Origin of the sequence: Enterobacter sp. UNJFSC 003 (genome assembly GCF_036903355.1) — a bacterium.
Lineage (GTDB): Bacteria > Pseudomonadota > Gammaproteobacteria > Enterobacterales > Enterobacteriaceae > Enterobacter.
The window spans coordinates 779,978-801,760 of record NZ_JBAKHK010000002.1 but is presented as its reverse complement, the minus strand read 5'-3'; the positions used below and the strand labels follow the sequence as shown (position 1 = coordinate 801,760).

Here is a 21,783-nt window from a genome sequence, read left to right as displayed (position 1 = left end):
GTGTGTCAACTTAACCAGGAGTGAATCATGGACCGATTTCCGCGTTCCGATTCGATAGTACAGCAGACCCGTAGCGGCCTGCAGACGTATATGGCTCAGGTGTATGGCTGGATGACGGTCGGCCTGTTGCTTACCGCGTTTATTGCGTGGTATGCCGCAAATACCCCTGAACTGATGATGTTTATCTTCTCCAGCAAAATCACCTTCTATGGGCTGATCATTGCTCAGCTCGCGCTGGTGTTTGTCCTGTCCGGAATGGTGCAAAAGCTCAGTGCAGGCATGGCGACCACGCTGTTTATGCTCTATTCGGCGCTTACCGGGCTGACCCTTTCCAGCATTTTCATCGTCTATACCTATTCCTCTATCGCTAGCACCTTCGTGGTGGCGGGCGGGATGTTTGGTGCAATGAGCCTGTACGGCTACACCACCAAGCGTGACCTCAGCGGTTTAGGCAGCATGCTGTTTATGGGGCTGATTGGGATAGTGCTGGCTTCGCTGGTGAACCTGTGGCTGAAGAGTGAAGCGCTGATGTGGGCTGTGACCTATATCGGTGTGGTGGTCTTCGTCGGGTTGACGGCGTATGACACGCAGAAGCTGAAAAATATCGGCGAGCAGATTGATGTACGCGACAGCTCAACGCTGCGCAAATACTCCATCCTGGGCGCCCTGACGCTGTATCTGGACTTTATCAACCTGTTCCTGATGCTGCTGCGCATTATGGGCAACCGTCGTTAAGGTCGTTTTGCCGGGTGGCGGTGCGGTCTGACACCCTCACCCTGACCTTCTCCCACGGGAAAGGGAACAAACATTAAAAACGGCAACGAGGTTGCCGTTTTGCTTTTATTTTGCCATCGCCTTCTCATTCTTTGCCCGCAGCTTCTTCGCCCGACTCTCCAGCACCAGATAACACACCGTTGCCAGCGCCAGCGGCAGGAAGTAATAAATCATGCGGTACGCGAGCAGGGCGGCGATAATTGTGCCCTGAGAAACGTGCTCACCGGCAAGCAGCGCAATAAACACGGCCTCCAGCACGCCTATCCCGGCCGGAATATGCACAATGACCCCGGCAATACTGCTTACCAGCAGCACGCCGAGCACGAAGAAGTAATTCACCTCCTCGCCAATCAACAGCCAGATAATCGCCCCCATCGCCATCCAGTTGGCGCTGGAAACCGCCATCTGCAGAAGGGCGAATTTCCACGTGGGCAGCACCAGCTTTTGCCCTTTGATGGTCATATGGCGACGTTTGGCAAAGGCGCAGGCCCACAGATAAACGGCGATAATCAACAGCAGCGCGATACCCAACAGCCGTAACGTGGTTTCATCGATATACCAGTGCGCGGGCAACTGCACGACGCCAACGGTAAATATCACCCCGCCGAGCAGAATATAACCCAGCCAGTTGGTGGTGATGCTTAACGAGAAAATACGTGTGATTGTCCCGCTCGGCAGGCCAAGGCGGGAATAGAGCCGGTAGCGCATGCCTATTCCGCCAACCCAGGTACTGAGCGTCAGGTTAAAGGCGTAGCAAATAAACGACACCAGCATCACCTGGCGCTTTGCCAGCTTATGCCCGCAGTAAGCACGCCCCAGCAGGTCGTAGCAGCCGTAAATCAGGTAGCTCACAATAACCAGCCCAACGGCACCCAACAGCACCGTTCGGTTGTAATTGCGGATAACCTTCCACACCTCTTCCCAGTCGACTTTCTGCGCGTAAACCACCAGCAGGACCGCGACGGCAATAAAGAACAGCCAGGTGAGGATTTTCTTTGCCAGCCGCCAGCGGGAATGCGATTTTGACATCAGGTTTTCCCTCCATCTTGCGCTTCAACGCGATCCTGGGTTTCCATTTCGGGTTGCACCGGGGGTTCCACCTGCGCCAGCTTCGGCGTATGGGCGGGCAGCCAGCCGACCATGGCCGGGAAATGGCGCAGGAAGTGGAACACCACCACGCCGATGCCCAGGTTCCACCAGGTGCGTTTTGGCACCATGGATTCGTCTACTCGCACGCAGTCGTTGACGATGAGTCCCTGAAGGTTGTCGCGCAGGGTCTGGTTAAACTGGCGATCGTGGATGATAAGGTTCGCTTCCAGATTGAGCGACAAGCTCAGCGGATCGAGATTGCTTGAACCCACGGTCGCCCAGTGATCGTCCATCAGAGCGACTTTTCCGTGCAGCGGTCGACGGCGATATTCATATATCTGTACGCCGCCCTTCACGAGATAGTTATAGAGCAGGCGCGCACCGACTTTGACAATCGGCATATCCGGCTCGCCCTGCACGATCAGTTTTACGCGCACGCCGCGCCGGGCAGCATTACGCATCGCGTGCAGGATGCGATAGCCGGGGAAGAAGTAGGCGTTGGCGATAATCACCTCGCGCTTCGCGTTTGCCAGCATCTTCAGATAATGACGTTCAATATCGTCACGGTGTTCACCGTTATCGCGCCAGACGAACAGCGCCTGCGCTTCCCCCGGCTTTCGGTTCTCTTCCGGACGATGGCGACGCTTCCACCAGCGACGGGCGGCCTCTTTGCCCGGCAGATTTTCCAGTTCAAAGAGTAAAATATCCTGAACGACCGGCCCTTCAATGCGAATGGCGTAATCCTGTTTGGCTTCTGGCCCGTAATCCGACATATGTTCGGCGGAATAGTTAATGCCACCGACGAAGGCCACCTTCTCGTCCACCACCACAATTTTGCGGTGCATCCGACGGAAGAGGTTAGTGCGCATGCCGAACAGGCGAGGACCGGGATCGTAATAGCGGAACACCACGCCTGCAGAGGTAAGCGCATTGACGAACTCATCGCTTAAATCGGGCGAGCCGTAGCCGTCGAGCAACACTTCTATCGTTATGCCACGCTGCGCTGCCCGCAGCAGCACGCTGTGCAACTGCTTGCCTACCTCATCGTCGAACCAGATAAAGGTCTCAAGGATGACTTTCTGCTGTGCGTGGTCAATTGCGTCAAACACGGCTGGATAATACTCATCGCCATTTTCCAGCAGCGTAATGTGGTTACCTTCCTGCCATGAACATTTCATAAGTGAATCTCCGCGCTCAGCGGGGCATGGTCTGAGAGATGTCGCCAGTTAAGCAGCGCCAGCGCGGTTGGGCTGCTGGCGTGGGCATTTTTTACGTAGATGCGGTCGAGACGCAGCAGCGGAAAGCGCACCGGAAACGTCCGCGCCGGTCTACCGTGGGCGCGAGTGAATATCTCCTCCAGCCCGGCTTTCATCTTCAGGGGATGATTGGCCCGCTGTCGCCAGTCGTTGAAATCGCCGGCTACCACCACGGGTTCGCCTTCGGGCAAGGCATTACTCCATTCAGCCAACATCTGCAGCTGCGCCTGCCTGTGTGCTTCACGCAGGCCGAGATGCACGCAGCCTACATGAATGGGTATGTTGAGGTCAGGCGGGGCGATGCGACAGTAAAGCAGTCCGCGCTTTTCGCTTTCACCGACGGACACGTCGCGGTTCTCGTAGTGTTCAATGGGAAAACGCGACAACACCGCATTGCCGTGATGCCCTTCCGGATAGACCGCGTTGCGACCGTAGGCATAGTCGCTCCACATGGTATCGGCCAGGAATTCGTAGTGGGGCGTGTCGGGCCAGTTTTCGACGTGCATCGGATGTACCTCGTGCGCGCCCATGACCTCCTGCAGACAGACGATGTCTGCGCTGACGGTACGCACGGCGTCGCGCAGCTCGGGTAAAATGAAGCGGCGATTAAATGCTGTGAAGCCTTTGTGAATGTTAATTGTCAGCACTTTTAGCGAGAAATGCTGCGTTTTATGGGTCATAAGCACCTTCCAGGGTCACTATCCTGATGAAAATAAAGTGTAGTAGGCGTCACAAAAAGATGCGGTGTTACGGAATTTTCCGTAAAGTGCGGTAGTCTGAACTAGCAGATAAAAATCCTTCAGGAGAGAAGCCATGAAGTGGCAACAACGTGTTCGTGTCGCAACGGGTCTTAGTTGCTGGCAGATAATGTTGCATTTACTGGTCGTGGCCGTACTGGTGATGGGCTGGATGAGCGGTACGCTGGTGCGTGTCGGCTTAGGGCTGTGTGTCCTCTACGGCGTCACCGTACTGGCGATGTTGTTCTTACAGCGCCATCATGAAGCGCGCTGGCGTGAGGTGGGTGATGTGCTCGAAGAGCTCACCACCACCTGGTATTTTGGTGCAGCGATGATCGTTCTGTGGCTGTTGTCACGCGTGCTGCAAAATAACCTGCTGCTGGCCCTGGCCGGTTTGGTCATTCTTGCAGGGCCTGCGGTTGTCTCGTTGCTAACCAAAGAGAAAAAACTACGCAATGTTGCGTCTAAACATCGCGTAGGCCACTGACCCTGTCGTGGCCGCGATGACCAGTAGCGGCCACAAACTTCCCCAGACAATATCCAGACTCGCATCCTTCAGATAGATTTGCTTGGTGATATCCGTAAAGTGACGAATCGGGTTTATCCATGTCAGATCCTGTAACCACACCGGCATGTTCTCCACGGGTGAAACATATCCCGAGAGCAAAATTGCCGGCATCATAAACACAAATACCCCGATAAACGCCTGCTGTTGCGTGGAGCAGAGCGCCGAGATTAGCAGCCCGAAGCCGACCAGCGATAATCCGTAAATCACCATCGTGAAATAAAACAGCGCCAGCGATCCGGCAAAGGGGATCTGATAGGCCCAAATCCCTATCCCCAGGACGATGGTGGCCTGGAAGGAGGCGACAATGAGTGCCGGAACCGCCTTGCCGACGAAAATCTGCCAGGTGGCGAGCGGGGAGACCAGAAGCTGATCGAGCGTGCCTTGTTCGCGCTCCCGCGCCACCGACAGCGAGGTGACGATCATAACGCCGATGGTGGTGATCATGGCGATCAGCGACGGCACCACAAACCATTTGTAGTCCAGATTCGGGTTGTACCAGTTCCGCACCACCAGCTCGCTGTTGTTGGGCTTAGGTTTGCCCTCCATCAGCTCCTGCTGATAATCCTTCACTACCTGTTGCAGGTAGTTGGCCGCGATCTGCGCGCTGTTAGAGTTACGTCCGTCAAGGATCAGCTGCATGGGCGCGGTCTGGAAGGTGTCCAGATTACGGGAAAAATCTGCCGGAAAGCGCACCAGCAGCAGCGCCTTTTGCGTGTCGATGGTGGGCTGGATCGCCTGCGGGCTTTTCAGCAGCAAAATGTGGGTAAAGGCCTTTGCGCGGGCAAAACGCTGCGTCAGTTCGACGGAATGCTTGCCGTTGTCTTCGTTATAGATGGCAATGGTGGCGTTGGTCACCTCAAGCGTGGCGGCAAACGGGAACAGCAGCACCTGGATCAGCACCGGCAATACCAGAATGGCGCGGGTTTGCGGTTCGCGCAGCAGCGATTGCAACTCCTTGCGTATCAATGTCCATAAACGGTGAAACATGTGCGCTCCTTAATCTAACCGCCGTTTGGTCTTCATCCACGTCAACCCAATAAACATCACCGCCGACGCCATCAAAAACAGGGTATTGACGATCAGCACCACCGGAATATTCCCCGCAAGAAAGAGGCTTTGCAGCGTGCTCACAAAATACCGTGCCGGAATAATGTACGTTACGGCGCGGATCACCGCGGGCATGCTGTCGATCTGGAAGATAAACCCGGAGAGCATGATCGAGGGTAAAAAGGCGGCGTTAAGCGCGACCTGAGCAGCGTTAAACTGGTTTCGGGTAATGGTGGAGATAAGCAGCCCCATACCCAGCGTGCTCAGCAGAAACAGGCTGGTGATAAAGAACAGCACCAGCAGCGAGCCACGGTAAGGAACGCCAAGGATAAACACCGACACCAGCATACACAGCAGCATGGCCAGCATGCCGAGGAAGTAATAGGGGATCAGCTTGCAGAGCAACAGCTCAACGCGCGTCACTTCGGTAGAGAGCAGCGCCTCCATGGTGCCGCGCTCCCACTCGCGGGCAATCACCAGCGAGGTCAGGATTGCGCCAATCACCGTCATGATGATGGTTACCGCGCCCGGAATAATAAAATGCTGGCTGATGGCCGCAGGGTTGAACCAGTAGCGCGTTTGAACGTCGATCAGCGGCTCGAACGTTTCTCCCCGATCATCCGCTCGCTGCATTTGCCAGAGCTGCCAAATGCCTTCTACGTAGCCCTGGACAAAGTTTGCTGTGTTAGGCTCGCTGCCGTCTGTGATGACCTGAAGGGGGGCATCGGTTTCAGCACGCGCCATATTGGCCGCGAAATCTACCGGGATCACCACCAGCCCGCGAATTTGCCCGGCCTGCATTTTTTGAATCAGCGCCTGCCGGTTGTCGCTGATAGTGGCATCAATGTAAGGCGAGCCGGTCATCGCATGGGTAAAGTCCAGCGCCTCTTCGCTCTGCTGTTCCAGCAAAATGCCTATCCTGAGCTTGCTGGAGTCGAGGTTAATCCCGTAGCCGAAGATAAACAGCAGCAGAAGGGGGATCACCACGGCAATCAACCAGCTGCTGGGGTCGCGCACGATCTGGCGCGTCTCTTTGATACACAGCGCGCGCACCCGGCGCCACGAGATGACACTATTTCGCATGCGCATTCTCCTTATCCCAGTCGTGGATGAGGGTGATAAAGGCCTGCTCCATGGTCGGGTCCGGAACCTCTTCGTCAGCGGCCTGCTCTTTCAGGTCATCCGGCGTGCCGTGGGCAATCAGCTTGCCGCGATAAACCAGGCCGATACGATCGCAATACTCTGCCTCGTCCATAAAGTGGGTGGTCACCATCACCGTCACCCCTTTTTCCACCATGCTGTTGATATGCAGCCAGAACTCACGACGGGTGAGGGGATCAACGCCCGACGTGGGTTCATCCAGAAACAGAATATCGGGCTCGTGCATCAGCGAGCAGGCCAGCGCCAGGCGCTGCTTAAAGCCGAGCGGCAGTTCATCGGTGGCGTGGGACGCAATTGCGGTTAAGCCGAACGCGTCGCTCATGCGGCTGATTTTCTCGTTCTGGGCCCGCCCGCGAAGGCCGTAGACGCCGGAGAAAAAGCGCAGGTTCTGCTCGACCGTCAGGTTGCCGTACAGCGAGAATTTTTGCGCCATATAGCCCAGATGCTGACGCGCTTTGCCGGAACTGACCTTCAGATCCATATCCAGCACCAGCGCTTTGCCGGAGGTGGGCACCAGCAGGCCGCACATCATTTTAAAGGTGGTGGATTTCCCCGCACCGTTCGGCCCGAGCAGGCCAAATATCTCACCGCGCTTCACGGCGAAGTTGACGTTATCGGTCGCGGCGAAATCACCAAACTTTTTGGTCAGGGATTTTGCTTCAATCACCGTTTCGCCCGGCGTGCCTTCTACCGTGTGCAGAATGGCCGCCAGCGGAGATTCCGAGGTGCCCGCGCCGCCCAGCAGGTCGATAAACGCATCTTCAAAACGGGGCGCGGTCTCTTGCATCTCAATCTCAGGCATGCCGGGTGTGCGACGGATGTCATCGAGGTTGGCCTCTTTTTTAAGGATAACCCGCACCGAACGCCCCTGAATCATGCCGTCACTGACCTGCGGAAGCTTCAGCACGCGCTGCAAGAGCTTGCGGTTGGACTCCTGCGGGCTGTGGAGCAGAAAGCTGCGCCCGGCCATGCTTTGCGTCAATTTGGTCGGTTCACCCTGATAGAGCAGTTCGCCCTCGTTCATCAGCAACACGTCGCGGCACTGTTCTGCCTCGTCGAGGTAGGAGGTGCTCCAGAGGATCAGCATCCCGTCACCCGCAAGCTCGTGCACCATCTGCCACAGTTCGCGGCGCGAAATGGGGTCAACGCCGACGCCGGGTTCATCCAGCAGCAGCACGTTTGGCTCGCCGACCAGCGTACAGGCCAACCCCAGCTTCTGCTTCATCCCGCCTGAGAGCTTGCCCGCCAGCCGGTTGGTGAAGGGGCCAAGCGAGGTGAACGCCAGCAAACGCGCGAAGGTTTGCTGGCGGGTTTCGCCGGTGACGCTGCGCAGATCGGCATACAGATTCAGGTTCTCCATTACCGTCAGATCTTCATACAGGCCAAACTTCTGCGGCATGTAGCCGAGCATGGCGTGCAGCGCGCCGTCGTCTTTGATGGGATCGAGGCCAAGCACGCTGGCAGTGCCTTCATCTGGCTTGAGCAAGCCTGCCAGCATTCGCATCAGCGTGGTTTTACCCGCGCCGTCCGGGCCAACCAGCCCGGTCACGTAGCCTTTCTGAATGGTACAGTTCAGCGGGGCGACGGCGGGTTTGTCCATCCCCGAAAAGCGTTTTACCAAATTGGTGAGCTGGATAACCGCATCATTCATGTCGTTCCCCATTGCTGACGGTGACGGTAACCGGCATGCCCTGACGCAGCGCGTCGTCCGCATCGGTCACGATGATGCGCAGGCGGTAAACCAGGTCGGTACGCAGATCCGGCGTTTCAACCGTTTTGGGGGTGAATTCGGCGGTCGGAGATACAAAGCCCACTTTGCCGTGATACGGCTTGTCCGGGCGGCCGTCGGTATAGAGCAACAGCTCACGACCGGGCTGCATCTGGCCAAGATTGGGTTCGTCGATGTAGGCGCGTACCCACACCGGACGGGTCAGGGAGAGCGTGAGAACGGTACTGCCCGCGCTTAACATGGTGCCCGGCTCCACGGCGCGGGTCATCAGCGTGCCGTCAGACGGCGCAATCAGCGTGGTGTCATGCAGATCCAGCTCCGCCTGCGCCAGCTGCGCCTGCGCCTGTTCAAGGCTGGCTTTTGCCTGCGCAATGTCCTGCGGGCGGTTACCGGTGCGATACTGGCTTAATTTATCCTGTGCCGATTTCAGCGTCGCCTGGGCCTGGTCACGCGATGAACGCGCATTTTCCAGGTCGTTCGCGGATAGGGTGCGGCTTTTCCACAATCCCTGTTGGCGATTATAGAAATTCTGCGCATAGTCATAGGCTGCTTTTGCCTGTTTAACCGCGGCGGCTGCCTGCGCGATCTCTTCGTCGCGGTAGCCCGCACGCATCAGGTCATACTGCGCCTGTGCAACGGAAACGCCGGCCTTGGCCTGCATGAGCGCGTTCTCATACGGAGCTTTATCCAGCATCCCCAGCGTCTGCCCGGTTTTAATAGCATCGCCTTCGTCTACGGTCAGCGATGCCAGACGGCCGCCGACGCGGAAGCTCATATTAACGGTACGAATATCAACGTTGCCGTACAGCGTCAGGCCTTTGTCCTGATGGCTTTGATACCACAGCCAGCCGCCGATTCCCGCAGCAAGCAACACAACAACCACCAGAACGATGGCGACAGGTTTTTTCATGACTTCAGGCTCCTTTGCGTTAAGCCTTGCAGGATCAAATCAACGTGACAGGTGATGACCTGGCTAATTTGCGCGGCTTTATCCTCATCGAATTGTGTCCAGCCGGTGCGTAACAGGATGGTTTCCCGGCCCAGACGGAAGGCGAGCACTTCACCCAGCAGGGCATGGGTATGCAAAATACTTTCCGTGTCGTTTCCCTCGCGCCCGGTATAGGCAGCGATAAGCCGGGTCAGGTGGGTATGCATCGGGTCAATCACCTGATCGTGCACCAGCTGGTAGGCGGCAGTGGGGGAGAGCTGCTCGCGAGAGATAAACTTGCTCAGGTTCAGCGTATCGTCGTGCGTCAGCAGACGGATCATATTGTGGCAGGCGTTGAGGATTAGCTGGCGGATTTCGGTCCTGTCAGGTGACGGCTGGCTTAACAGGGCAGTGGCCTCTTCAACGTGTGGGCGAAAATTCGTGCCAATAAAATCCGCAATCCACTGTGCACACGCGAGATATAAATCTTCTTTTGAGCCAAAATAGTAAGTGATGGCCGCAATGTTTTGCCCGGCCTGTGCGGCGATGTCCCGCGTGGTGGCATGCAGCCCATACTCGCCAAACTGCGCCAGCGCAGCGGCAATAAGCTGGCTTTTTGCCTGTTCTCCTTTAGACGTGGTTGGGATGGTATTCATGGCAGCTCTAAAAATTAATCAATCGATTGATTAAGATTATGCTTCATTCACGCGTTCGTCGAGGGATGACTGAGGGATATTTTATGCGCCACGTCACAAAAGCTGCTACACTCCGCTGCTTCGCGACATTGTGGTTTTTGTCCTCCCCTATTCGTTATATCTCCCTGAAAACTACACCTGTGATGGTCGGGGCGGTTCGGAGTTTTTATGTCTTTTGATTCCCTTGGCCTGAACCCAGAAATTCTGCGTGCGATCGCAGAACAGGGCTACGTTGAGCCAACCCCAATCCAGCAGCAGGCGATCCCCGCTGTCCTGCAGGGCCGTGACCTGATGGCTAGCGCCCAGACCGGCACCGGTAAAACCGCGGGCTTTACGCTGCCGCTGTTAGAGCTGCTGGTAAAAAACCAGCCGCATGCGAAAGGCCGTCGTCCGGTCCGTGCGCTGATCCTGACCCCAACCCGTGAGCTGGCAGCGCAGATTGGCGAGAACGTGCGTGAGTACAGCCGCTATCTCAACATTCGCTCTCTGGTGGTCTTCGGCGGGGTCAGCATCAACCCGCAGATGATGAAGCTGCGCAGCGGCGTCGACGTTTTGGTTGCTACCCCGGGACGCTTGCTGGACCTGGAACATCAGAACGCGGTTAAGCTGGATCAGGTTGAAATCCTGGTGCTGGACGAAGCCGACCGTATGCTGGATATGGGCTTTATCCATGATATTCGCCGCGTGCTGGCGAAGCTGCCGTCACGTCGCCAGAACCTGCTGTTCTCCGCGACCTTCTCTGACGAGATCAAGGCGCTTGCTGAAAAGCTGCTGCATAACCCGCTGGAAGTGGAAGTGGCGCGCCGCAACACCGCGTCCGAGCAAGTGACGCAGCACGTGCACTTCGTTGATAAGAAGCGTAAGCGGGAACTGCTCTCCCACATGATTGGACAGGGCAACTGGCAGCAGGTGCTGGTCTTTACCCGTACTAAGCATGGCGCTAACCATCTGGCGGAACAGCTGAATAAAGACGGCATCCGCAGTGCGGCCATCCACGGCAACAAGAGCCAGGGCGCACGTACCCGCGCGCTGGCTGAATTCAAGTCCGGTGATATCCGCGTGCTGGTGGCAACCGACATTGCTGCGCGTGGCCTGGACATTGAAGAGCTGCCGCACGTAGTGAACTACGAGCTGCCAAACGTGCCGGAAGACTATGTTCACCGTATCGGCCGTACCGGTCGCGCGGCGGCCACCGGTGAAGCGCTTTCACTGGTCTGTGTGGATGAACACAAACTGCTGCGCGATATCGAACGTCTGCTGAAAAAAGAGATCCCACGCATCGAAGTCCCGGGCTATGAAGTGGATCCGTCCATCAAAGCCGAGCCGATTCAGAACGGCCGTCAGGGCGGCGGCGGTGGTCGTGGTCAAGGAGGCGGCGGCCGCGGTCAGCAACCGCGTCGTGCTGAAGGTGGCGCGCCAAAATTATCAGGCAAACCGCCGCGTCGTAACAACGACGCAAAACCGGCGGGTGAAAACCCGTGGCGCAGCGGCGAAGGGAAACCGGCAGGGGAAGGCCAACGCCGACGCCGCCCGCGTAAACCTGCCAGCGCGCAGTAATCTGGAAGCCCGGTCGTAAAGCCGGGCTTTTCTTTTTGCGACAACCCAAAGAAAGTGCCACAATAGTGGCTGTTTATACAGTATTTCAGGTTTTCCGATGGCTTTAACCGCAGCGCTCAAAGCGCAAATTGGTGCCTGGTATAAGGCACTGCAACAGCAGATCCCCGACTTTATCCCCCGAGCGCCGCAGCGGCAGATGATTGCCGACGTGGCTAAAACGCTTGCCGGGGACGACGGGCGACATCTGGCGATTGAAGCGCCAACGGGCGTCGGTAAAACCCTTTCGTACCTGATCCCGGGCATTGCCATTGCGCGGGAAGAACAAAAGACGCTGGTGGTCAGCACCGCGAACGTGGCGCTGCAGGATCAAATCTTCAGCAAAGACCTGCCGCTGCTGCGCAAAATCATCCCCGACCTGCGGTTTACGGCGGCCTTTGGTCGCGGGCGTTACGTCTGCCCGCGCAACCTGGCGGCGCTTGCCAGCAGTGAACCCACTCAGCAGGATCTGCTGGCCTTTCTGGATGATGAACTGACGCCCAATAATAAGGCCGAGCAGGAGCAGTGCGCGAAGCTAAAGGTCGATCTCGACGGCTACAAATGGGATGGCCTGCGCGATCACACCGGTCACGCAATCAGCGATGACCTGTGGCGCAGGCTCAGCACCGACAAAGCGAGCTGCCTGAACCGCAACTGCCACTACTATCGCGAGTGTCCGTTTTTCGTCGCGCGGCGTGAAATTCAGGAAGCCGAAGTGGTCGTCGCCAACCATGCGCTGGTGATGGCGGCGCTGGAGAGCGAGGCCGTACTTCCTGAGCCTAAAAACCTGCTGCTGGTGCTGGATGAAGGACATCATCTACCCGACGTGGCGCGGGATGCGCTGGAGATGAGCGCGGAAATTACCGCCCCGTGGTTCCGCCTGCAGCTGGATCTGTTCTGCAAGCTGGTGGCGACCTGCATGGATCAATTCCGCCCGAAAACGCCACCGCCGCTGGCCGTGCCCGAGCGCCTGAGCGAGCACTGCGAAGAAGTCTATAGTCTCATTTCGTCGCTGAATAACATTCTGAATCTCTATCTTCCTGCCACTCAGGAGGCAGAACACCGATTCGCGATGGGGGAACTGCCGGGCGAGGTGATGGAAATATGCCAGCAGCTGGCGAAGCTTCTCGAAAAGTTGCGCGGGCTGGCGGAGATGTTCTTAAACGATCTCAGTGAAAAAACCGGCGCTCATGACGTGGTGCGTCTGCACCGTATCCTGCTGCAAATGAACCGCGCGCTGGGCATGTTTGAATCGCAAAGCAAGCTCTGGCGTCTGGCGTCCATGGCGCAGGCTTCCGGCGCGCCGGTGACCAAATGGGCGACCCGTGAAGTGAAGGATGGGCAGGTGCACTTGTTCTTCCACTGCGTGGGGATTCGCGTCGCTGACCAGTTAGAAAAGCTGATCTGGCGCAGCGTGCCGCACGTGGTGGTGACGTCTGCCACGTTGCGATCCCTGAACAGTTTCTCAAGGCTACAGGAGATGAGCGGCCTGAGGGATAAAGCCGGGGATCGTTTCGTCTCCCTTGACTCACCGTTTAACCACTGCGAGCAGGGCAAGCTGGTGATCCCGCGGATGAAGTATGAGCCGCTGATGGAAAACGAAGAGCAGCACATTGCTGAAATGGCGGCCTATTTCCGGGAGCAGCTAGAGAGTAAAAAATATCCCGGCATGCTGGTGCTGTTTGCCAGCGGGCGCGCGATGCAGCGTTTTCTGGAGCATGTAACCGATCTGCGTTTATTGCTGCTGGTGCAGGGCGATCAGCCGCGGTATCGGCTGGTGGAGCTGCATCGTAAACGTATCGACAGCGGCGAGCGCAGCGTGCTGGTGGGGCTACAGTCGTTTGCGGAAGGTCTGGATCTGAAAGGGGATTACCTCACGCAGGTGCATATCCATAAAATTGCCTTCCCGCCGATCGACAGCCCGGTGGTGATCACCGAAGGGGAGTGGCTAAAAAGCCTGAATCGCTATCCGTTTGAGGTGCAGAGTTTGCCTGCTGCGTCGTTTAACCTGATTCAACAGGTTGGACGTTTGATTCGTAGCCACGGCTGCTGGGGCGAGATTGTCATTTATGATAAACGTCTGCTGACCAAGAATTACGGCCAGCGGTTGCTGAATGCGCTGCCGGTGTTCCCGATTGAACAGCCAGAAGTGCCAGAAGTGAAAAAACGCCCGGCAAAACTGGCCGCTGGGCGTAAAAAAAGCCTCCGTACTAAGGGACGCGGTCCTACTGGTAAGTAAAAGTGGCCTGCACAACGCTGCTGAAGGTGCCCGCCGTGACCGGCATGGAGGTGGCGTAGTAGCGCGCGGCCATCGGGAAATCTGCCGTGTGGGTTTGGGTATCAATCACAGCGTTAAAGCTCGCCTGTGGCGCAAGGACGATCGTATCTGTACGGTCTGCCAACTCTAACGCCACGCCTGTTGCTGTTCCCGTATTGGCGAATTTGAAGGGGTGAAGCGTATCGCGCTGGCCGTCAACGGTGATGGTGGCGAGCGAGAGCGTAGGCGGACAGTTTGACAGCTTCAAATCGAAATTGACCCAGGAGCCGGTATCCCCCACTGATTTAAAATCGCCTGAAATTGCCTGCCCTAAATTCACGACCATATTCTGGCTGGCACTGTCTACCTGACAGGTAGTGTCATAAATATTGCCTTGGATATTTAGCGTCACGTTGGTCGCATGCGCGAGTCCGCAGGCCATCAGCAGTATGCATATCAGTATTCGTTGCATGGGGTTATTCATATTCCATATCGATAGTCATGATGGTGTTGGCCTTTCCCGCCGTAACGACGGCATCGGTTTGGTAATACTGCACAGAAAAAGGGATCGCCATCGGGATATTGGCTTCTAACGGTGCGCCAATAGGGATTGGGTAATCGTATTTCAGGTCAACCCCGTCAATCAGCATCCTGACGCCAACGCCGTTTGCGCTGTCGCTTCCTGGCGTGAGGTTGATGACATCAGCATAGTGGCCATTCACGCCGTTAGCGCTGGTGACGGTTGCCGTTAGTCTGGCGCTACTGTCACAGGTGGCATTGATGTTGAATGACTTCCAGCCAGTATGGCTCCCCACGTTTGTGAACTGACTCACCGGAAAGTCGCCCAGCGTGACGGTCAGACTCAGCGGGTCGATAGCGCAGGTGGTGGCCGTGGCGGCTATCGTGGCGCTGTAGGTACTGGTATTGCTTGTAGCCAGCGCCGTGCCGTTTACCACGGCAAAGCCAAATCGCGTTTTTGCTTGCGTCAGCGAACCGCTGTTCACCTGCGTCGCCGTTTTCACTAACTGCACCGCGTAGGTGAAGTTCAGGTTGCCGCTACCCTCTATGGCCCCCATTGGGGAAGAAGAGGAGTCACAGCTGCTGGATGTCCCTCTTATCACCTGCCCGTTGCGGTTCAACACTTCTATGCCTACGCCGGCAATCCCCGTTTCATATACGCCAGGGTAGCCTGGCACTTCTGAACCTGAACCGGTGTAGCAGGCGGTGATGGCGGTATTGGCTGGCACATCGGTGCACGTGCCTTTCACGCTATGCGTCTGCGTTGAGCCGGGTATGACGCTTCCGACGGAGAGGCTTGATGAAACGGCTAGATTCCCTGCATTCATGGTGTAGGGCAGATCGCTGGTGCTACAGCTTGCGGCCTCAGCCTGAGGCATAAACAGGGCGCCTGCCGAGAGTAAAATCAGTAAAAATGGATAGCGTAAGGTATTCATGCCGCTCTCTTGTGTGGTGGTCAGACGCACTGGGCGGTGACGTTAATGATGTGGTCATCACTCGCCGACGGCAGGTGATATGAGGCGGAGCAGCGGCTGTTCGCTTCTTTGCCCCAGCTGACAGTGACCGTTCCATTAGCATGCATCCCGGTCAGATAGACCTCTCCACCGTCGCCAACGATAAATTCACCATCTTCATGCGCTTGCGAAGCGGTTGCGCCAAACGGGATTGGACGTCCGTCGGCGCGCTGCAAGGTCATCAGGACGCGGCTGCCCACATGGGTAGCGTAACGCGCGCGCACTACCGCTCCGCGTGTGGGCGTGACGGTTTTTGCCGCCTGGTCTATGTCGGCGTTACCCGGCAAGGTTTCGGTATTCAGGGCGAGCGTGTTGTGGCGATAGGGCGAGACGTAGGGCACGATGGCGTAGCCGCGAAAATCGGTACTCACCCCGGTCTGGTTGGTGATGCGGGTGCCGCTTGCACCCGGTGCCTCAACCAACGACACGGTTTCGCCCATTGGCTGTCCGAGGGTGATGCCGTGAGCGTGGACGAGCGCGCTGCCCTGCAGGCCGACGTTAACCTGCTGCTGGGTGTTGTCCTGCGAGTATCCGGCATTCACTTCCCCGTAGGTGCCTTTGTAATCGGCATTCAAATTCGTGCTGTATCCGCTGCTCTGGCTATGTCCTTGCTGCACGCCCCAACTGAGGTTGTTGCCTGCCAGCGCCGTTCCGTTCAGGCCCACGCTTTGCGTGGTGTCGTGTTTAGAGGTGTTAAGGCTATAGTTGGCCCAGGTATTGCTGAGCCAGCGATCCAGAGGCACCGAGACGTTGAAGGCGATGGTCTGCTCGCTGGTTTTTTCGTTATCGCTGTCGCTACCGTCACGGGTATTTTTATCGAGGCCGTAGCTCAGGCCATAGCTGATGCCGTGCCACGAGTTGGTATAGCCCAAATTCATGGAGGTCATGCTTTGATTGGTGTTCCAGTAGTCCTCTTTCACCAGGCTTAAGGTCAAGGAACCGAAAACATTGCCCAGAGACTGATCGAGGGTGGCTTCTTCACGGCTGCGGCGGGTATCGGGCGCTTCCCAGTCATCATTATGCGTGTGCGAATCCAGGGTGTCCTGTAGGGTATAAAACCCTTTGCTGTTATAGCGATAACCGGCAATCGCAAAATGGGTTCCCGTGGTGGCGAAATCTTTGCTATAGCGAACGCGCCACGATTGCCCCTGGGTTGTGTCCCGAGCCTGCATTTGCGATTTAGCGTTGGTCACGTCAACGGAGAAGGCACCGAAATCGCCAATGTTTTTACCTACCCCGAGCGCCAGCGCATCATAATACTGGCTGGCCTGAATACCGCCGTAGGCCGTAAAACCATTAGGCAGCCCGTAGATGGCGGTACCTTGCATGAAGGGCGTTTTTTTAACGTCATTATCGTAGCTCCGATAACGCCCGGCCGTCAGGCTATACTTGAGGCGGCCTTCGCGCTGCAGCACCGGTACGGAGGCGTAGGGCACCACGAAATGCTGCTCGCTGCCGTCCGTCTCTTTCACGGTGACGTCTAAATCGCCGCTGCCGCCAGTAGGGTAGAGATCGTTAATCTCGAACGGGCCGGGGGCGACATAATTCTGGTAAATCACATACCCATTTTGACGCGCAATAACCTGCGCGTTGCTGTGCGCGGTGCCGCGTATCACAGGTGCAAAACCTTTCATGCTGTCCGGCAGCATGTCGTCATCCGAAGCAAGCTGCGCGCCAGTGTAGGAAATGCTGTCGAACACATCAGAAGGCGACGAGCTTTGTCCGAAGGTCAGCTCTCCACCTAAAGGCGCGATATCGCGTTGGGCGTAGGTATACACCGAGGAGAAATCGCTTTGGGTATCGCTATTGCTGCTGGTCTTGCTCCAGGTTGAATAGTTGCGAAAGCGCCACGCGCCGAGGTTAAGCCCCGGACGAAGATTGAGAAACTCGCTGCGCTGATTGGCGCCATTTTCTCCTTTCCCGCGGTTGTCTCCGGCAGTAAAGCTGTAGTTCAGCAGTAAGGCGGTAATGCCCTCGTCGAACTCCTGCGAGTCGACGTAATCTCGCGGCACCTGCGTAATGGCAGACTGAGGAATACTGAGCAGCAATTGCTGCGGGTTCACGTGGAACGTTGCGCTGGCCGAGGGGATGACGCTCAGGTCGACACACTGCGCGTTTTTATCCTGCGTAAATTTTTCGCTTTGAATGCCAAAGCTTTTTAGCTGTGCACTACTCAGACAGGGCTGAAGGCTCGATTTCCCGTTGGCGTCTTTTTGTAGCGTAAATTCAATTTCTTTATTGGCCACTTTATTATTGTTTACATAGACATCGACATGATATTTACCCGGGGCCTGGCCTGGGCCAATCTCATAAATACTGAGATCGGTTTTTCCCTGCTGCGGATTATCAATATCCAGGAGCGCCGGGTTAAAATAGTCTTCGGCAAGAACCTTTTGTACACAAATACCCAGCAGGGTACAGCCCAGTGCAATAAGCATTGAGCGTCCGTGCTGCTTTGGCGGTTTTGTTGTGTATTCCCAGGCCATACTGAATTCCGTTCTTTATTGCAGGATTATTTAATCTGTGCAGACCATGACTGAGTGATACCGCCGAAGTCATTAATGATCTTCCAGCTAACGGTATGTGCGGAGATATTGCCTGGCAGGGCAAAATGGGTCTCTTTTTTAGGACTGGCGTAGGTGACGTTATCGATTTTTTTACCGTCCAGCTTAACTTCCTGGAAATTCATATAAAACGGCGTTGGGTTATCGACGAACAGTTGATTCCCCTGCGTATGCCAGGTTAATTGTGAGGCGACATCTTCTGGCTTACCGGTAATACTCTCTGGGCGATACAGTAATTTAATTCGAGTCTTGATCGCGATTTGCAGAGTATTGCTATTCTCATTGCGGCTGGATGAAGGAATCGATTTAATATTTAGCCAGAATAATGATTCACGATCTGCAGGTAAGTTACCGCCGGTGCGGATGATGCGCAGAACGTTATCCTGTTTCGCATCAAGGCGGAACAGAGGCGGTGTCATCAGAAACGGTGCTTTCTCGCGCACGTTATCTTCGGTTTCGACCCAGGACTGGACCAGGTAATCGAGGTTGTCCGGGTTAGTGATACCAATGGAGGATTCTTTTTTATTTTCCGGATATACCACGCGCGTACCGCCAATAGTAATACCCGCATGGGCGAAAGAGGTAATAAATAATAATGAAGAGACCAAGAGGCATTTGCGCATAGCGTTACCGTAATAATGAGATAACAGATATTAGCCACGCAGATGACTAATATCCGTTTTATTAGTTATAAACGATCGTGAATGTGGATACCGCATTTGCAGGACCAGCCGTAATGCTGCTACCGGTCTGAATATAACGGGCACCAAATTGCAAATCATTGGTCGTGGTTCCCGAGGTAAGCGTATACGCAGCAGACGCCGTATATAAGCTCAACGGGCTTTCTGTTTTATCGAGTAACTGAATGCCGACACCAGTTGCAGTGCCCGAACCCGATGTGACAGCCAGGACATCGCTGTCGTTACCATCCGGATTACCGCCAAAGGTCACCGCTGCGCTGGTGACCGTTTCAGGACAATCCTTAAGTTGGATGCTAAAACGGGTGGTTGATGTGGTCGATCCAGATCCTGTAAATGCCGATTTCGATACCTTACCTAATGAAACATCAAGTGGGTTACTCAATCCATTCACCACGGTGCAGGCTGAATCAATAATTTCACCCGTGAAATTGATTTGGCCTTCACCGCCTGAAGCAAATACAGAAACGGACGCACATGCCATCCCGGCAGCGATACCCGCAATAATACATTTTTTCATTGTGTTCCTCTGAATGAAATTGTGTGACAAGTGGCTTTAATCATCACTGGGGGTGATTAATTCGAGAGGAACTATCGCTGATAGCTATTTTTTGTTCAATTTAACTCCCGACCATTTTTATTCTCTAAGAAGATATACACACGCAGTCAGGGAAGGCGGGAAAATGATTACCCGCTCGACATTTAACAGGGCTATAGTATTTGCAAAGAGCCGCAAGGAGAGACGTCGTGGATTATCGTAAAATTATCAAAGAGGTAGGGCGGGGTAAAAACCATGCCCGCGACCTTGATCAGGAGACAGCTCGCGCGCTGTATACCCATATGCTCAACGGTGATGTACCCGAACTTGAGATGGGCGGTATTCTGATTGCGCTGCGTATTAAAGGTGAAGGCGAAGCGGAGATGCGCGGCTTTTATGACGCGATGCAGGCGGAAACGCTGCGCTTAACGCCACCCGTCGCCAAACCTATGCCAATTGTTATCCCTTCCTACAACGGCGCGCGAAAGCAGGCTAACCTCACGCCGCTACTGGCGATTTTGCTGCATAAGCTTGGCTTCCCGGTAGTGGTGCACGGCGTGAGTGAGGATCCCACGCGCGTGTTGACGGAAACGATCTTCGAGCTGCTGGGCATTGAGCCAACGCTGCATGCCGGGCAGGCGCAGGCGAAGCTGGACGGGCACCAGCCGGTCTATATTCCGGTGAAGGCGCTGTGTCCACCGCTCGAAAAGCAGCTTGATATGCGCTGGCGCATGGGCGTGCGCAATAGTGCGCATACGCTCGCAAAACTGGCGACCCCCTTTGCGGAAGATGCCGCACTGCGTCTTTCCAGCGTCTCTCACCCGGAATACGTATCGCGAGTCGGGACGTTTTTTGCAGAGATTGGCGGGCGGGCGCTGCTGATGCACGGGACGGAAGGGGAAGTTTACGCAAATCCTCAGCGCTGCCCGCAGATAACGCTGATTGATGCTTCCGGCACGCGCGTTGTGCTTGAGCGCGGAGAAGAAAACGGTGATGTGAACCTGCCGCTGGCAAAAGATCCGCCGACAACCGCGCGCTGGATTGAACAGTGCCTTGCCGGGAATGTGCCCGTGCCGCATTCCCTTAAGCTGCAGATGGCCTGCTGCTTACTGGCCACAGGTGAGGTAGAGACGCTGGATGCCGGACTGGAGCGCGTCGCGCAGACGTTTTAGGCAAAAAAAAGCCCGTCCAGTGGCGGACGGGCAAACAAAGGGTAACAACAACAGGGTCAATGAGGGTTGGAGCATCTCACCAGAGGGGGTGGCGAGGGTGGAGCATAATTCGTTTGGTTATTTGTAGATAACCGCGGTACCGCTCAGCTTGTTATTGCCGTTTGCAGAGGTGATGGTGTATCCGCTTGCACCGGCAGCTGCCGCTTTCTCAGCCAGTTTGGCTTCCAGACCGTCCAGGGTGGTTGCGCCGTCAGCACTTACCACACCCATTTTGTTCATGTTTTGTGCTTGTGCAGAAGAAACAGACTCTGCGGCGAATGCGCCAAAAGACAGAGCAGTAAGGGCAACAGCAGCAACAGCATATTTAATGGTTTTCATCGTTAATCTCTCGCAGGTAATGTTGTTAGGAAGACGATGTTCCGTCGATGTGATGAGTATCACGTTTTTTTACGCGAGATAAAATCGAAGAGAATTGACGTGGTTAATCAAAAAAATTGAATGACAAATAACTTATTGAATATTAATAAATTCAAAGTGCCGATTTACACTTCTTGTCGCTTCACTTTACAGAGCGTTAGCGAAGCGCACATTTTGCAACGTGCGGGTCAAAAAATCGTGAGCGTAAAGGAAAGCGCTTGCGCGGTTATCTTAGGTAAAGGAAAGTCAACGTAACTGGCTATCTTTCGATCCTCTACGATTATATCCCGAATGTGAAGCATTTTTTGAATCTTTATCCTGCTGGCAGGTGATGCATAACCGCACGCCGGAAATGGCTTTACGCCGCGCTTCAGGAATAGCCTCACCGCACTCCTCGCAATCATGCAGGCTTTCGCCGCGCGGAATTTCACCGCGAGCGCGGGCAACGGCATCTTCAATTGTACTGTTGATCTGTTCATTAACGGCGTCATCATTCGCCCAGCCGGAAGCCATTTCACCCTCCTGAGAGATAGTCGGACCCTACTATGAATATGGGGTTAAAAATCGTACAGTCAAGGCGGGGGAGATCAACTGCATCTGTCAGACAGATGCAGTCTGGTGGTCGTAAGAAAGGTTATTTGTAGATGGTGGCTGTGCCATACATGTGGTTATCCCCGCCGGCAGCGTTCACCACAAATCCTTTTGCACCTTCCTGGCGGGCTTTTTCAGCCAGTTTATCCTGTAGGTCGTCAAGGTTGCTTGCACGGCTAACCGACACAGTACCGGCAGGACGCAGCTGGCCTGTATCTGTGCCGTTAGTCAGGGGCTCAACCGACCAGGCTGAGAATGAGGCGGTTGCGACTGCACCCGCAAAGACAGCAAGGGCTAGATATTTCTTCATAATCACATCCTCTGGAGGAACAACGGGTCATACCCCTTAAGTTTAGAAGCTAACGGAGTGTGATTTAGCGCAAAAATTTGATGATGATCTGCTTATTTTTTGAACGATAAAAGTTGACAATTTGCTG

Annotated in this window: 21 protein-coding genes; 5 read left to right on the top strand and 16 right to left on the bottom strand. The window is 55.4% G+C overall.

The features are described 5' to 3' along the window. Positions 1-27: 27 nt before the first annotated feature. The gene (locus V5P19_RS09905) at positions 28-735 is read left to right on the top strand and encodes a Bax inhibitor-1/YccA family protein (RefSeq protein ID WP_334402638.1); all 708 of its coding nucleotides are present in this window, start codon (positions 28-30) and stop codon (positions 733-735) included. A gap of 105 nt (positions 736-840) precedes the next feature. On the opposite strand, the gene V5P19_RS09900 is transcribed toward V5P19_RS09905, so the two are convergent. From V5P19_RS09900 to V5P19_RS09890, 3 genes are read right to left on the bottom strand one after another with little or no spacing between them, the layout of a single operon-like run. Then, a complete protein-coding gene (locus tag V5P19_RS09900) occupies positions 841-1,803 on the bottom strand; it encodes a YbhN family protein (RefSeq protein ID WP_334402636.1) in 963 nt (320 codons plus the stop codon). After that, positions 1,803-3,041: a cardiolipin synthase ClsB gene (clsB, locus tag V5P19_RS09895; protein ID WP_334402634.1), complete on the bottom strand. Its 1,239-nt coding sequence runs from the start codon at positions 3,039-3,041 to the stop codon at positions 1,803-1,805. Before clsB ends, V5P19_RS09900 begins: the two co-directional genes overlap by 1 nt. Further along, a complete protein-coding gene (locus tag V5P19_RS09890; RefSeq protein ID WP_334402632.1) occupies positions 3,038-3,799 on the bottom strand; it encodes an endonuclease/exonuclease/phosphatase family protein in 762 nt (253 codons plus the stop codon). The genes clsB and V5P19_RS09890 overlap by 4 nt, the downstream gene beginning before the upstream one ends. A gap of 133 nt (positions 3,800-3,932) precedes the next feature. On the opposite strand from V5P19_RS09890, the gene V5P19_RS09885 reads away from it, so the two are divergent. Beyond that, the gene (locus V5P19_RS09885) at positions 3,933-4,343 is read left to right on the top strand and encodes a YbhQ family protein (protein ID WP_334402629.1); all 411 of its coding nucleotides are present in this window, start codon (positions 3,933-3,935) and stop codon (positions 4,341-4,343) included. Here V5P19_RS09885 and V5P19_RS09880 read toward each other — a convergent pair. Genes V5P19_RS09880 through cecR form a run of 5 tightly spaced genes read right to left on the bottom strand, consistent with a single transcriptional unit; the run spans position 4,305 to position 9,945 of the window. After that, positions 4,305-5,411: an ABC transporter permease gene (locus V5P19_RS09880; protein WP_334402626.1), complete on the bottom strand. Its 1,107-nt coding sequence runs from the start codon at positions 5,409-5,411 to the stop codon at positions 4,305-4,307. The genes V5P19_RS09885 and V5P19_RS09880 overlap by 39 nt on opposite strands. Positions 5,412-5,420: 9 nt before the next feature. Beyond that, on the bottom strand, positions 5,421-6,554 hold the full coding sequence (locus V5P19_RS09875) for an ABC transporter permease (protein WP_334402624.1): 1,134 nt from the start codon (positions 6,552-6,554) through the stop codon (positions 5,421-5,423). Continuing rightward, positions 6,544-8,283, bottom strand: coding sequence for an ATP-binding cassette domain-containing protein (locus V5P19_RS09870; RefSeq protein WP_334402620.1), 1,740 nt, complete (start codon positions 8,281-8,283; stop codon positions 6,544-6,546). The genes V5P19_RS09875 and V5P19_RS09870 overlap by 11 nt, the downstream gene beginning before the upstream one ends. Then, positions 8,276-9,271 carry a secretion protein HlyD gene (gene hlyD / locus V5P19_RS09865; protein ID WP_334402618.1) on the bottom strand — a complete coding sequence of 332 codons (996 nt, stop codon included), beginning with the start codon at positions 9,269-9,271 and terminating at the stop codon, positions 8,276-8,278. The genes V5P19_RS09870 and hlyD overlap by 8 nt, the downstream gene beginning before the upstream one ends. Then, a complete protein-coding gene (cecR, locus tag V5P19_RS09860; RefSeq protein WP_334402616.1) occupies positions 9,268-9,945 on the bottom strand; it encodes a transcriptional regulator CecR in 678 nt (225 codons plus the stop codon). The genes hlyD and cecR overlap by 4 nt, the downstream gene beginning before the upstream one ends. 207 nt (positions 9,946-10,152) lie before the next feature. Between cecR and rhlE the strand changes: the two genes are divergently transcribed. Both rhlE and dinG read left to right on the top strand, forming a co-directional pair. Next, complete coding sequence (rhlE, locus tag V5P19_RS09855) at positions 10,153-11,541, top strand: ATP-dependent RNA helicase RhlE (RefSeq protein ID WP_334402613.1); 1,389 nt, start codon at positions 10,153-10,155, stop codon at positions 11,539-11,541. Between the two features lie 97 nt (positions 11,542-11,638). After that, positions 11,639-13,816, top strand: a complete 2,178-nt coding sequence (dinG, locus tag V5P19_RS09850; protein WP_334402611.1) for an ATP-dependent DNA helicase DinG — start codon at positions 11,639-11,641, stop codon at positions 13,814-13,816. Here dinG and V5P19_RS09845 read toward each other — a convergent pair. From V5P19_RS09845 to V5P19_RS09825, 5 genes are all read right to left on the bottom strand, one after another. Further along, positions 13,803-14,306 (bottom strand): fimbrial protein, encoded by a 504-nt coding sequence (locus V5P19_RS09845; protein WP_334402609.1) that lies wholly within the window; start codon positions 14,304-14,306, stop codon positions 13,803-13,805. The genes dinG and V5P19_RS09845 overlap by 14 nt on opposite strands. A 4-nt stretch (positions 14,307-14,310) precedes the next feature. Continuing rightward, on the bottom strand, positions 14,311-15,288 hold the full coding sequence (locus V5P19_RS09840; RefSeq protein ID WP_334402607.1) for a fimbrial protein: 978 nt from the start codon (positions 15,286-15,288) through the stop codon (positions 14,311-14,313). A 20-nt stretch (positions 15,289-15,308) separates the two neighbouring features. Beyond that, a complete protein-coding gene (locus tag V5P19_RS09835) occupies positions 15,309-17,852 on the bottom strand; it encodes a fimbria/pilus outer membrane usher protein (protein ID WP_334402605.1) in 2,544 nt (847 codons plus the stop codon). Positions 17,853-17,878: 26 nt separating this feature from the next. Next, positions 17,879-18,553: a molecular chaperone gene (locus V5P19_RS09830; RefSeq protein ID WP_334402602.1), complete on the bottom strand. Its 675-nt coding sequence runs from the start codon at positions 18,551-18,553 to the stop codon at positions 17,879-17,881. Positions 18,554-18,614: 61 nt separating this feature from the next. Further along, positions 18,615-19,148, bottom strand: coding sequence for a fimbrial protein (locus tag V5P19_RS09825; protein WP_334402600.1), 534 nt, complete (start codon positions 19,146-19,148; stop codon positions 18,615-18,617). 227 nt (positions 19,149-19,375) lie between these two features. On the opposite strand from V5P19_RS09825, the gene ybiB reads away from it, so the two are divergent. Further along, a complete protein-coding gene (gene ybiB, locus V5P19_RS09820) occupies positions 19,376-20,338 on the top strand; it encodes a DNA-binding protein YbiB (protein ID WP_334402598.1) in 963 nt (320 codons plus the stop codon). A gap of 117 nt (positions 20,339-20,455) precedes the next feature. Here ybiB and ybiJ read toward each other — a convergent pair whose 3' ends face one another. The 3 genes from ybiJ to mcbA all read right to left on the bottom strand — a co-directional run bounded on the left by ybiJ (position 20,456) and on the right by mcbA (position 21,656). Continuing rightward, entirely contained in the window at positions 20,456-20,716 is a 261-nt protein-coding gene (gene ybiJ / locus V5P19_RS09815) for a DUF1471 family protein YbiJ (RefSeq protein ID WP_334402596.1), read from the bottom strand. A gap of 285 nt (positions 20,717-21,001) precedes the next feature. Then, a complete protein-coding gene (locus V5P19_RS09810) occupies positions 21,002-21,268 on the bottom strand; it encodes a DksA/TraR family C4-type zinc finger protein (RefSeq protein WP_334402594.1) in 267 nt (88 codons plus the stop codon). Between the two features lie 121 nt (positions 21,269-21,389). After that, on the bottom strand, positions 21,390-21,656 hold the full coding sequence (gene mcbA, locus V5P19_RS09805) for a DUF1471 family periplasmic protein McbA (RefSeq protein ID WP_334402592.1): 267 nt from the start codon (positions 21,654-21,656) through the stop codon (positions 21,390-21,392). Positions 21,657-21,783: the final 127 nt, after the last annotated feature.

What these genes read in the sequence shown, in the direction of transcription:
- V5P19_RS09905 (WP_334402638.1), top strand. Translation starts at nt 28, where the DNA reads ATGGACCGATTTCCGCGTTCCGATTCGATAGTACAGCAGACCCGTAGC.
- V5P19_RS09900 (WP_334402636.1), bottom strand. Translation starts at nt 1,803, where the DNA reads ATGTCAAAATCGCATTCCCGCTGGCGGCTGGCAAAGAAAATCCTCACC.
- clsB (WP_334402634.1), bottom strand. Translation starts at nt 3,041, where the DNA reads ATGAAATGTTCATGGCAGGAAGGTAACCACATTACGCTGCTGGAAAAT.
- V5P19_RS09890 (WP_334402632.1), bottom strand. Translation starts at nt 3,799, where the DNA reads ATGACCCATAAAACGCAGCATTTCTCGCTAAAAGTGCTGACAATTAAC.
- V5P19_RS09885 (WP_334402629.1), top strand. Translation starts at nt 3,933, where the DNA reads ATGAAGTGGCAACAACGTGTTCGTGTCGCAACGGGTCTTAGTTGCTGG.
- V5P19_RS09880 (WP_334402626.1), bottom strand. Translation starts at nt 5,411, where the DNA reads ATGTTTCACCGTTTATGGACATTGATACGCAAGGAGTTGCAATCGCTG.
- V5P19_RS09875 (WP_334402624.1), bottom strand. Translation starts at nt 6,554, where the DNA reads ATGCGAAATAGTGTCATCTCGTGGCGCCGGGTGCGCGCGCTGTGTATC.
- V5P19_RS09870 (WP_334402620.1), bottom strand. Translation starts at nt 8,283, where the DNA reads ATGAATGATGCGGTTATCCAGCTCACCAATTTGGTAAAACGCTTTTCG.
- hlyD (WP_334402618.1), bottom strand. Translation starts at nt 9,271, where the DNA reads ATGAAAAAACCTGTCGCCATCGTTCTGGTGGTTGTTGTGTTGCTTGCT.
- cecR (WP_334402616.1), bottom strand. Translation starts at nt 9,945, where the DNA reads ATGAATACCATCCCAACCACGTCTAAAGGAGAACAGGCAAAAAGCCAG.
- rhlE (WP_334402613.1), top strand. Translation starts at nt 10,153, where the DNA reads ATGTCTTTTGATTCCCTTGGCCTGAACCCAGAAATTCTGCGTGCGATC.
- dinG (WP_334402611.1), top strand. Translation starts at nt 11,639, where the DNA reads ATGGCTTTAACCGCAGCGCTCAAAGCGCAAATTGGTGCCTGGTATAAG.
- V5P19_RS09845 (WP_334402609.1), bottom strand. Translation starts at nt 14,306, where the DNA reads ATGCAACGAATACTGATATGCATACTGCTGATGGCCTGCGGACTCGCG.
- V5P19_RS09840 (WP_334402607.1), bottom strand. Translation starts at nt 15,288, where the DNA reads ATGAATACCTTACGCTATCCATTTTTACTGATTTTACTCTCGGCAGGC.
- V5P19_RS09835 (WP_334402605.1), bottom strand. Translation starts at nt 17,852, where the DNA reads ATGGCCTGGGAATACACAACAAAACCGCCAAAGCAGCACGGACGCTCA.
- V5P19_RS09830 (WP_334402602.1), bottom strand. Translation starts at nt 18,553, where the DNA reads ATGCGCAAATGCCTCTTGGTCTCTTCATTATTATTTATTACCTCTTTC.
- V5P19_RS09825 (WP_334402600.1), bottom strand. Translation starts at nt 19,148, where the DNA reads ATGAAAAAATGTATTATTGCGGGTATCGCTGCCGGGATGGCATGTGCG.
- ybiJ (WP_334402596.1), bottom strand. Translation starts at nt 20,716, where the DNA reads ATGAAAACCATTAAATATGCTGTTGCTGCTGTTGCCCTTACTGCTCTG.
- V5P19_RS09810 (WP_334402594.1), bottom strand. Translation starts at nt 21,268, where the DNA reads ATGGCTTCCGGCTGGGCGAATGATGACGCCGTTAATGAACAGATCAAC.
- mcbA (WP_334402592.1), bottom strand. Translation starts at nt 21,656, where the DNA reads ATGAAGAAATATCTAGCCCTTGCTGTCTTTGCGGGTGCAGTCGCAACC.